This window comes from Cupriavidus sp. SK-4 (assembly GCF_000611125.1).
Taxonomy (GTDB): Bacteria; Pseudomonadota; Gammaproteobacteria; order Burkholderiales; family Burkholderiaceae; genus Cupriavidus; species Cupriavidus necator.
On record NZ_JFJW01000240.1, the window covers coordinates 1 to 10,044 of the forward strand.

10 protein-coding genes are annotated in these 10,044 nt (G+C 60.4%); 6 read left to right on the forward strand and 4 right to left on the reverse strand.

Annotated elements, in window-relative coordinates:
* The first annotated feature begins 380 nt into the window (after positions 1–380).
* On the forward strand, positions 381–1,223 hold the full coding sequence (locus tag CF68_RS34920) for a hypothetical protein (RefSeq protein WP_235205999.1): 843 nt from the start codon (positions 381–383) through the stop codon (positions 1,221–1,223).
* Between the two features lie 321 nt (positions 1,224–1,544).
* Here CF68_RS34920 and CF68_RS34925 read toward each other — a convergent pair whose 3' ends face one another.
* The gene (locus tag CF68_RS34925; RefSeq protein WP_035828217.1) at positions 1,545–2,486 is read right to left on the reverse strand and encodes a YafY family protein; all 942 of its coding nucleotides are present in this window, start codon (positions 2,484–2,486) and stop codon (positions 1,545–1,547) included.
* A 194-nt stretch (positions 2,487–2,680) separates the two neighbouring features.
* Between CF68_RS34925 and CF68_RS34930 the strand changes: the two genes are divergently transcribed.
* From CF68_RS34930 to CF68_RS34945, 4 genes are all read left to right on the forward strand, one after another.
* Entirely contained in the window at positions 2,681–3,937 is a 1,257-nt protein-coding gene (locus CF68_RS34930) for a hypothetical protein (RefSeq protein WP_035828200.1), read from the forward strand.
* A gap of 462 nt (positions 3,938–4,399) precedes the next feature.
* The gene (locus CF68_RS37415) at positions 4,400–5,476 is read left to right on the forward strand and encodes an S-4TM family putative pore-forming effector (protein WP_152548617.1); all 1,077 of its coding nucleotides are present in this window, start codon (positions 4,400–4,402) and stop codon (positions 5,474–5,476) included.
* On the forward strand, positions 5,473–6,906 hold the full coding sequence (locus CF68_RS34940; RefSeq protein WP_035828205.1) for a cyclic GMP-AMP synthase DncV-like nucleotidyltransferase: 1,434 nt from the start codon (positions 5,473–5,475) through the stop codon (positions 6,904–6,906). Before CF68_RS37415 ends, CF68_RS34940 begins: the two co-directional genes overlap by 4 nt.
* Positions 6,907–7,155: 249 nt before the next feature.
* A complete protein-coding gene (locus tag CF68_RS34945; protein WP_035828207.1) occupies positions 7,156–7,836 on the forward strand; it encodes a hypothetical protein in 681 nt (226 codons plus the stop codon).
* Between the two features lie 102 nt (positions 7,837–7,938).
* Here CF68_RS34945 and CF68_RS34950 read toward each other — a convergent pair whose 3' ends face one another.
* Positions 7,939–8,193, reverse strand: coding sequence for an H-NS family nucleoid-associated regulatory protein (locus CF68_RS34950; protein ID WP_255351182.1), 255 nt, complete (start codon positions 8,191–8,193; stop codon positions 7,939–7,941).
* 288 nt (positions 8,194–8,481) lie between these two features.
* On the opposite strand from CF68_RS34950, the gene CF68_RS34955 reads away from it, so the two are divergent.
* Complete coding sequence (locus CF68_RS34955; protein WP_035828212.1) at positions 8,482–8,916, forward strand: universal stress protein; 435 nt, start codon at positions 8,482–8,484, stop codon at positions 8,914–8,916.
* A gap of 154 nt (positions 8,917–9,070) precedes the next feature.
* On the opposite strand, the gene ybgF is transcribed toward CF68_RS34955, so the two are convergent.
* Positions 9,071–9,829 carry a tol-pal system protein YbgF gene (gene ybgF / locus CF68_RS34960; protein ID WP_035828214.1) on the reverse strand — a complete coding sequence of 253 codons (759 nt, stop codon included), beginning with the start codon at positions 9,827–9,829 and terminating at the stop codon, positions 9,071–9,073.
* Positions 9,830–9,906: 77 nt separating this feature from the next.
* Positions 9,907–10,044 (reverse strand): H-NS family nucleoid-associated regulatory protein (locus tag CF68_RS34965; RefSeq protein ID WP_035828219.1); only part of this gene is annotated, 138 nt, incomplete at its 5' end.

Sequence of the window (10,044 nt, forward strand, 5' to 3'; positions counted from 1 at the left end):
TAAATCCAATTAGTGTGAACACGCCCTAGGAACGGGAACTGTCTACTCGGATTCGTGTGCGCGCTCAAACGCTGCGACGTACGTCTGGTTGCCGGCGCGTAAGTCGCGAGTTCCTTCTACAAGGGCTATGCGCCAATCTCCTGTCGATTGAAACGACGAGTTCCCTCATTGAGCGCGGTGCGCCAGTGCCAGCCACAGCACTATTGACCCCTGGGGGCGCTTCGGCGCCCAATTTTTGGCCAACTCACAAGCGGGCTAAAGGTGGGCGGAAGATGATTCGCCGGCGCCGGCTCGCGAATTTCCCCAAGAACGCTTGGCGATTGCTCCATCTGAATGACGGACAGTCACGAGCGATGGACCCAATCTCTCTGGTAAGATCTTTGGGGCTGCCGATCATGGTTTCGGCTGCGCCGACTTCCTGCAAACCACTTGCCGCTTTCCAGATTATTCTATCGGGTATGCCTCGCATCGACCCTATACGCACAAATTACTATAGCGCGGTCGAACGCGCGGATACGGCGGCCGATAACCTGTTCTACCTTGGTGCCGTCCTTTCTGTTGCCACGCTGTTCGTGGATCAGAACACCCATCCGCGACTGTATGACGTCGTACTGATTGCGTTTGCGTTGACCACACTGGCGCTGTTCGTCATTGGCATTGCATCCCGCCTGTACCTTACGCCGCGCGCGGAAGATAAGCGTCGGCAAGATTTTTTCGGCAGCGCATGGGGCGTTGCCCTGACGCATGAGCAAACCCAGGGTTACTACAACAACGAGCAATCGGCCCCGGCCAGACGCATGACGGCGCAAGTGCTCGAAAATTGCCACTTCACCAAATCGATTGCCTTGCGAATGGCGCAGATTGAGCGCGTCAGGGTGGGGATCTACGCCACGCTGTGGGTCGCGTGCGTGCTGACTCGGCGCACCGATCTGGGTGTCGTGGTGGCGGCGTCGCAGGCAGTGTTCAGCGAGCAGATCCTGGCCAAGTGGCTTCGAATCGAATGGCTCAGAAGTCGCTGCGAAAAGGTGTATGACGATGTGTTCAAGCTCTTCCAGTCTGGGGCCACCGGACAGACATTCAATGCCATGGCCATGGAAGCCGTCACGGCATACGAAACCGGAAAGGCCAACGCAGCCGTGACGCTTTCGTCGAAGTTGTTTGAAAAACTCAATCCCGCCCTATCCAGGGAATGGGACGCGATCAAGCAGTCGCTCAAAATTTAACAAGGCACGCGCGCCAGCCCATCCAAGCGGGTACGGACTCTTCCCGGAGATCGCAATACGAAGATCGGCCTCAAGGTGACTGCGACGGCTTCGCCGCATGACCCTGCCGCGGCCAGGCACCTCCCTTGTTGTCAGGGCGAGGTTGGCGCGTTGCCAGTATGTCGGCTTTGTCGCTGCCCGTTTCATCGTCGTCAAGACGTGGTCGCCGAGGCGTGCGCCGCTCCCCTGGATTTTACAGGACAAGCGCAGCGGTTCACCATTTGGATCGCACCGTCGTTCCAATACGCGCCCCTACCGGATGCGCGCACAACGACAGCACGGCTACATGGCCGTGATAGGCTTATTTTTACCAGCGCCCTTGGGATCCACATAGCCAGGCGCCAAATGCGCATTACTTGCGCCGTAGAGCGCCAGCGGATCCGTCAGCCATAACGCATACTCAATGCCCTCCAAGCTATGGTCGGGCGAGCAATCGATCGTCCACCGACGCAGCATGTATCCCGCATTCGCCGCGCGCACCCTGACGCGAAGAACGCCGTCATGCATGCCATAGTCCATCATCACAAGCTCGGGCCTTGGGTGTTTGGGATGGGGCACCAGCTCCAGTTCAATGATGCGATTCCACTGAACGTCCTGGTCGACCCCTTCCTTAGCCAAGACAGGACTGTCCTCCAACAGGACGGGATTCTCCATCCGGGTCAGGACAAAATCGCGGAATCCATTGCGTCGCCGGTCGTAAGCCCGAACGTGCCAGCGACTGCCATTATTCACAAGCGCGATAGGCACGATTTCCCGCTCGGTACGCCCGCTTTCCACGGACGTATAGGCCAGATGCAAGGCTTTTCCGCGATGGATGGCACGCGTAACTGGGGCAAGTATCGACATCTCGGGCACGGCCAGCGCAACGGGAAACTCACAGCGCACCATCGGCCTCAGTTCTTCACCAAGACCCTCACCGAACCCACGAGAGAGCGCTGTCAGGACCCGCTGAGGTGCATGGTCGAACATCGGCACGAACTGTTCTGTCGGGCGGTAGACCTTGTCGGAATTATCGAGTTCGAGGTGGTTAGGTGCCAGGTCCCGATATTGGGCGATGTCGCGCGTGGCCGCCGCAGGCCCTGTGCCGAATCGGTCTGCGACGTCCGCACGTCGAAGTTCTCCGAGGAAGTACAGTCTGAAGTCAATGTAGGCAAGCCGCTCGCGCTGGGCTTGAGGTAACCGGTCCAGGAAAGCCTGGGCCCGTACAGGGACAGAGGTATGCATGCCCCCATGATACGCGAAAGCGCGAGGCAAAGTGACGAAATGCATCGGTTCACATGATCACAATGATCATGTATGATAATCGCCATTGAGTTGGCGGCGGCGTTTGATACCCAGCCCGGTTCAGTTCCCGTCAGATAGGCGGACCGATTCACGGAAGATTTTGAGTCTAATGCGTCACCCGCGAGGGAGCTACCATGATCCGAGAACCCGTTACCTTCCAGCCCCCGCGCCGCGCTTCAACGCGTTCTGCGGCACGTTTCTTTCATTTGGTCGATGCCATTGCTCGGGCACACGAGCCCACCCCCACCCAACTGGGGGCGCTCGAGCGCTCCTACAATAGTACTGGGGATTTCCTCGCGGAATGTCCGGAGTTCCGCGGCCTACTGGTACAGATCCACTCACATGGCTCGCGCCGACTAGGCACGATCGTGCGGCCGAGGGACGGCTCCCGCGAAGGCTTCGATATCGATCTGATCGCGCGGCTTGCGCCGGAGGCGCGGCACAAGTATGCAGGAGATCAGGGGCCTGCCCTTCTGCTTGACCACCTGCACGCGGCCCTCTCGCGATATGCGAGCACACATGGCTTGCGATTGCGCCGCTGGGAACGATGTGCCACGCTCGAGTACGCGGAAGGCATGTGTGCTGACATTGCCCCGGTCATCGACGCCCCGCTGCTGTCCGGCCCCTTCGCGAATTCGCATGGCCTGATTCCCGACCGCGAACTGCGTCTTTTCGGCTCGACGAATCCACGCGGGTACGCCAAGCACTTTGATCTTGCGGCGGCCATTTCTCCAAACTTTTCGACGACTGAAATCGCCGTTGAGGCGATGGATTCGGCCAAACGCGCCGATGTTGCGCCCTTGCCCGACGTACAAGAAGTTTTCGACAGACTGCTGTGCCGGCTGGTCCAGCTTTTGAAGCTTCACCGCAATGTCACGTTTGGCAGCGTGACAGCCCAGGATCTGGCACCGACATCTGTCTTTCTCACGACGCTAGCGGCCATGGCCTACGCTGTCGAGGCACCTTTGCCCCACGCCAGTCCCCTAGAACTGCTTCTCGACATTGTGGAGCGCATGCCGTTGCAGTTCGAACGCCGGAGGTTACCGGACGGATCCGAGGAATGGCGCTTGCCCAATCCCTCGGCGCCGTCTGACAACCTCGCTGCCAGCATGAATTCGGCCGCCCGGCAAGCTGCGTTCCGCTCCTGGCACCGCCGCCTCTTGGACGACCTCAAGCGCATCCTTGATGCAATTGAATACCGCCAAGGCATGGATGTGCTGCTAGAAGCCGTTCAGATTGCGTTCGGACCCCGTGGCTTCCATGCCGTCCAGCAAATGGAGAGTGGACGTCAGGAGCGTAGCCGAGAGGCCGGCCGGACGATCCTGCTGGCGTCTGCAGCCGCCACGCCTGTCAGCGTGGCAGCGCGTCCGCACACTTTTTTCGGGGGCTAGCTTCGTGCGCACGCATCCGGCCGTTTCGATTCCCTCGCTTGCCGAACGGGCAATGGAACTCCGCGGCCTCCAGCTCGAGGGGGCAAGCCTGACGTTTTTCTCGGGGCGTGCATTGCATTACAGCTTCCGTCTGGCACCAAGCGAATTCGGTCGGACCTACGAATGCGAATTGCGCATCAAACCGGGGGCAATCCCACCCGAGATGTACGTACTGAGACCGGATCTAACCGGTTTGGCGGGCGCCGCAAAAATTCCCCACATCTATCCCGGGTCCGGACCGGGAACGCACCTCTGCCTGTGGCGCCCCAAGAAGCGAGAGTGGTCGCCGCAGATGCCACTGTCTGAAACGTACATTGCCTGGACGGCCCAATGGTTGTGGTACTTCGAGGACTGGCGTGCCACAGGCATTTGGAGTGGAGGGGGCGATCACCCTTCATCACGAAAACGCCGGTGGAGAACCTGATGAAGACAGGCGAGCGTCGGGGCATGACACAGCACAAAGAAGCGGCCCTCTGCCATCAAGAACAATCACGTGCGGGCCACGCGCGGCGGCCGACCTCTTTAGCGCAGAAACGGCCACTGTTGCAAGCCAGAAAATCGCGACTAGACACCATGACCCTCGAACATCGGATTGACATCGAACAAAACAGGCCGGAAAGGCTTGAACTGCTGCGTGCGCAGCGGCATTTCTATGCCCGCGCAAAGCTGTATCAGAATTCGTTCGCTGCGTGCGCTCTCTTGCTGCCGGCCATTGGCGTCCTGTTTGGCGCCAGCTTCCCGGATATTCGACCCTTTCTCGGTCTCGGATCTATCGTGGTATTGCTGCTGGAGGTGGGAATCATCTCGCGCATGCAGCGGGAGGACTGCAAGCGAGGCGCAAAGGTGCAGGAGCAATTTGACACCGAAGTGCTGAAGCTGGATTGGAATCGACTGGTTGCGGGTGGAAAGGTCGATGCCGAAGACGTTCGGGCGCTGACATCGAGCGCACTGCCTGCAGCAGAACAAAAGCGCCTTCTCAATTGGTACGAGCCCGCCATTGCCGGCCTGCCCTTGGCGGTGGGGCGACTGATCTGCCAGCGCACCAACATCGCTTACGACTTGCGCGTGCGCAACGTGTACGCGAGCATCCTTCTTGGCGCAGCAATTGCACTCATCATCATCTTGACCTCGGCCGGCCTGCACCAGGGTCTAAGTCTGAACGAACTCATCTTAACCGTGTATCTACCGGCGCTGCCATTCGCGGCATTCGTTCTTCGGGAGCATCGCAAGCAACGCGACACGATCGAAACGTTGACCACGCTAAAAGGCGAAATCGAGAAGTGTTGGGAGAAGGCGCTCAGCGGCGCCTCATTCGATGAACTCACTACCGGCTCGCGCGGGTTGCAAGACGCGATCTACCGACATCGCGCGAGTAATCCCCTCGTATTTGATTGGCTGTACAACTGGCTTCGGAACCGAAACGAAAACGCTACGCGGCACGCCACCGGCAAGCTGGTCGCCGAAGCACGGCAAAAACTGGTAACTGGAGCGATGCAATGAAGCTGCACGATCTGTTCAAGACGTTTCTTGAAGACCACGTCAACCTCAATGACACACGGCTGAATTTGCTCGAAGGAAGTATCGTTGCCGTCCAAAATGCAGTGAGGGCACTGGCATGGGGCCCAAAAATCGTGTCTTTTGCGCCGCAGGGGTCCTGGGCCCACGAGACCATTATCAAGCCTCAGGCTGGGCAACCGTTCGACGCAGACTTGCTCGTTTTCGTGGAAGCTAAAGAGGGCTGGACGCCCAAGGACTACGTCAACGGGCTCGCGACAGAACTCGGCAAGCTTCCGGCGTACGAAGGCAAGGTGCGTCGATTCTCACATTGCGCCACGATCGAGTATGCCGGTGAACGAAAAATCGACATCGCTCCGTGCGTGATGAACCGGCTATACGCCGGCCAATACGAGGTCTGCAATCGCGGCACGGACCAGTTCGAGCTGTCGGCGCCATTGGAGTACACCGACTGGGTCAAAGGACAAAATGGTACGGCTGGCGGAAATGACTTAAAAAAGGTCACCCGCTTGTTGAAGTACATGCGTGACATCAAGGGGAACTTCACCTGCCCTTCATTCCTGCTCACTACGCTGATGGGCATGCAGGTATACGATAGCGATCGGGGAAGCGCACAGTTTGCGGACCTGACCACAACCCTCAAGACGCTCGTAGGCCGGTTAGACAACTGGCTACAGGCTCGACCGAACGTACCAATTGTCCCCAACCCAAAACTGCCACGTGAGGATCAAGCCAGTGGCTGGGGTCAAGTCCAATACTCGAACTTTCGGGACAAGGTGAACCTGTATCGCGGCTGGATTGACGACGCCTATGCGGAGGAAGACCGCGATGAAAGTATCGGCAAGTGGCAGCGCGTCTTCGGCGAGAATTTCGGGGCTGGAGAAGCGAAGCGTGCAGCCGAGGCGGTCAGCGAATCGGCGGCCGATGGTGCCATCGTCGTAGGCGGCCACTTTCGTGACTTGGTCGAAAAGGTCAAGGCCTTAGGTGCCGCGGCGGTGCCCATGACATTGCGCAGGCTTCCTCACGTCCGCCGACCCGTCTGGCGTAAGGGGGCCGACCAATACACCGTGAAAGTCACGGCCGAGTTGCAAACCGCGAAACACGGAAATGTATTGCGTCTGATTCGGTCCGCGGACCCTCTACAGGCCGGTAACTGGGTGAGGTTCACCGCAGCCAACACAATTGGTATTCCGTTCAGCGACGACTACAAGGTCGAATGGCGCGTGACGAACACCGATAAGGTGGCTGCGCGAGCCGGTGTGTTACGTGGTGATTTCTACCCATCTGATGATCGTTCTAGCCGCGCAGAGCAGTTATCGTATCGCGGCGTTCACTTCGTTGAGGCCTTCTTGGTTCGCAAACGGGACAATCGCCTAGTCGGGCAGTCGGAGCCTTTCTATGTCGTCATCGAGTAGCATGCTTCGGTGCTGGCACCCTGCCAGTAGGCCGGTGCCTATCGCGAAGCGATTGCTATCGATCTCCAGACGTGCGGCGTGGACTCGGCGCGCAGGTGGGCACCTATTATCGACACCATCGAACCCCGGCGTAGTCCCGGTCCCGGAGCCGCTCGTCTCTCGCGCTCGCCGGACGGGGACCACAACGCGCCGCAACCTGGCGCCCATTTACCCATCCCATCCATGCCCAGGCCGCAATCGCTGCATCACATGACCCCTACACATGAGGCTCCCCAAGAGCACTGGCTGGCGCTCGACGGACTGCTGCACGACCTGCATCGTGTGGTGCTGGAGAGCGAGCCGCATGCGGCCACGCCTTCCGCGCTCACCCGGGGGCTGCAGGGCGCAAGCCTGCTCGGGCTGAGCCTCGGATGGGGCTTGTCGGTCGTGATCGCAAGCGGGCACTACCGTAGCGCTAGTCTTCTGGCGCTAGCTCTTCTCCTGGTCGGGGTCCTCGCGGTCACGGCGCTCGGGCTGCGTTCCACCGTGCTGACGATCCGGGAATGGAAGACTCTCGAAGCGCAGACAATTGGCTCCGTCGGGAAGAACATGGCGCGCTGGTACGAAACGGTCCGCAATATCCGGCATACGTACACCGCCGAGCAGATTGCCTTTGCCAGGCGCTACCTCGTCGATGTCGCTGCGCAGGCCCGCGGGCGCCTGTCGCTCTTCATCGGAGCCTTGGAAAAGGTGGGTATCATTCCCCTATTGGCCTCCACCGCCATTACCCTCGCGGGATTTCATACAGATGGCACGGTGCCAGTGGCATGGGGCACCGCTGCGGCGGTGGCCGGTATCGTCTATTTCTTTGCGTTGCGCCTCGTCGACATTGCCTACACCCTCGAGCGCTTTGCCTTGATTCTTGAGCAGGCCGAACGCCACACGCGATAACCCTGACCGAAGTACGGGGCATGCCAAGATAAGGCGAATTCGCTATCACAGGGGATACTCGCCCCGAACCGATATGCTGTGGGCGTGAGATAGCCTGCTTAGTTACCCGACTCGGAAAGACTCCACGCTCTGCCCCGCATTGACCGCCTGTTTGAGCCACGACGGCATCTCGCCCTGCCCGCCCCAGGTCAGCCCATCCGCGTTGCCGTAGCAGACCGCCGGGGGTGGGGGCGGTGGCGGCGGCGCGAAGCAATCCGCCGCGTCCAGGTCTTCCAGGGTCAGTCCGTAGTCGGCCATCTGCGCCAGGATCGCAGTGACAACAGCGATGACAGTAAAAACTGAGCGGGCGGATGCGATCCGCTGGCTTCTGGCGCGCGGTGCGCTCCTGGTCTAGCTCGCGCAAACTGCGGCACTCGCCGGCTTCGGGGGGCGCGTTCCTGCGCGAGCGTTACCGCCTCGGGTGGCCGCCACAGCTCCGTCGAGAATTGGGTACGCAACGCTTCCAGTTGCGGGGGCCCGCCTCGAGTCCGTTCGCCGCGTCTGTGTTTGCGACAGTCGCTTCGCAGGCCTATGCGACGCGCCAACAGCAGCGAAAGAATCCTAAAATGACGGGAAATTCTGTTCCGACAACAGAGGGGCGAAGCCATGTTCAAGCACATACTGGTACCCACCGACGGTTCTGACCTTTCTGGAAAGGCCGCTGCTGCTGCGATCGAGTTTGCCAAGGCAATGGGCGCAAAGATCACGGCATTCACTTGCATGAATGAGTACCCCTTCCTCACATCGTCCGACTCGGGCCACCAGACTCGCAAGGCATTCGAGGAGCATGCGGCGATCGAGGCAAGGGCGAGGCTCGACCTGGTCGTGACGGCCGCGCAGGCGGCTGGCGTTGCCTGCAGTACGGATACGGCGATCACGACGACGCCGTACAAGGAGATTATCGAGGCCGCCAACCGGCACGGATGCGATGTGATTTTCATGGCATCGCATGGACGTCGCGGCCTTGAGGGACTGCTGGTGGGCAGCGAAACGCAGAAGGTGCTGACGCATTGCGCGATCCCTGTGCTGGTGTACCGGTAGTGGGGATGGCCAGACCCCTGACCGGGATTCCAGCGGTAGGACCGGGGGCATCGCTGACCCCACACTCCGGTAATTGTTGGGTTCGTCGGAATCTGAAGATCCACCTAAAGCTGATCTTTGGCGCGTGGTGTGGCCGGCTGGAAGCCGCCCGCCCTTACTGCCGCGTCTTCAACCGGTTGTTCGCCGCGCGCGCGCCTTCGGTACCGGGATACTTGGCCACCACCTGTTCCAGCGTCTTGCGCGCGGCCGGCTTCTGGCCGGACTCGAGCTGATTATTAGCCACCGCGATCATGGCGTCCGGCACCTTGGGATGTGTCGGATTGGCATGGATCATGTTCTGCAGCACCCAGGTGGACCCCTTATAGTCGCGCTGCGCGTAGAGCGAGTTGCCGAGCCAGTATTGCGCCAGCGGCAGGTAGGAGCTCTGCGGATACTTCTTGATAAACGACGAGAACGAATTCCCGGCGCTCTTGAAGTCCCCCGCCTGGAAATGCTTGAGCGCGGCGTCGTACTCGGGCGTCTCGCCCGGCGCCGACGTGCCTGGGCGGTCTTCGACCGAAGCGTGCTGCGGCTCGAACTTCTTCAGGCGCGCATCCAGGTCGGCGTAATAGTCCTTCTGCTGCTTCTGCAACGTCGCCACCGTGTTCTGCAGCACTTCGTTCTGGCCGCGTAGCCGCGCCACCTCCTGGCGTAGGCCTTCGAGCTGGTTCTGCAGGTCGAGCGTGGTGCGGCTGTTCTGCTCGATGCGCTGGGTCGCCGTCGCCTGGAAGCTGTTGAACTGGTCGCGCAGGTTGATGACCGTTTTGCGCGCCTGCTCATCGTCGAACACGCCGGCGTGCGCCTGCCTGAGGGGCAGCATACCGCCGCTCGCCATGGCGGCGAGCCACAACAGGGTGGAAACGCGTGTTTTCATGAATCGGTCGTCGTTGGTTGTGTCGGTTAGCCCTCGTCAGATCGCTGTTGGTCTGCGGGCCAAATGCATCGGCGGGCCTATCCCACCCGGAAAAACTCGACGCCCTGCCCCGCATTGACCGCGCGCTTGAGCCACGACGGCATCTCGCCCTGCCCGTCCCAGGTCAGCCCTTCCGCGTTGCGGTAGCAGACCATCGGCGGCGGCGGTGGGGGTGG

Excerpts from the sequence above, each read along its gene's own strand:
- CF68_RS34925 (WP_035828217.1), bottom strand. The coding sequence starts at position 2,486 with ATGCATACCTCTGTCCCTGTACGGGCCCAGGCTTTCCTGGACCGGTTA.
- CF68_RS34930 (WP_035828200.1), top strand. The coding sequence starts at position 2,681 with ATGATCCGAGAACCCGTTACCTTCCAGCCCCCGCGCCGCGCTTCAACG.
- CF68_RS37415 (WP_152548617.1), top strand. The coding sequence starts at position 4,400 with ATGAAGACAGGCGAGCGTCGGGGCATGACACAGCACAAAGAAGCGGCC.
- CF68_RS34940 (WP_035828205.1), top strand. The coding sequence starts at position 5,473 with ATGAAGCTGCACGATCTGTTCAAGACGTTTCTTGAAGACCACGTCAAC.
- CF68_RS34945 (WP_035828207.1), top strand. The coding sequence starts at position 7,156 with ATGACCCCTACACATGAGGCTCCCCAAGAGCACTGGCTGGCGCTCGAC.
- CF68_RS34955 (WP_035828212.1), top strand. The coding sequence starts at position 8,482 with ATGTTCAAGCACATACTGGTACCCACCGACGGTTCTGACCTTTCTGGA.
- ybgF (WP_035828214.1), bottom strand. The coding sequence starts at position 9,829 with ATGAAAACACGCGTTTCCACCCTGTTGTGGCTCGCCGCCATGGCGAGC.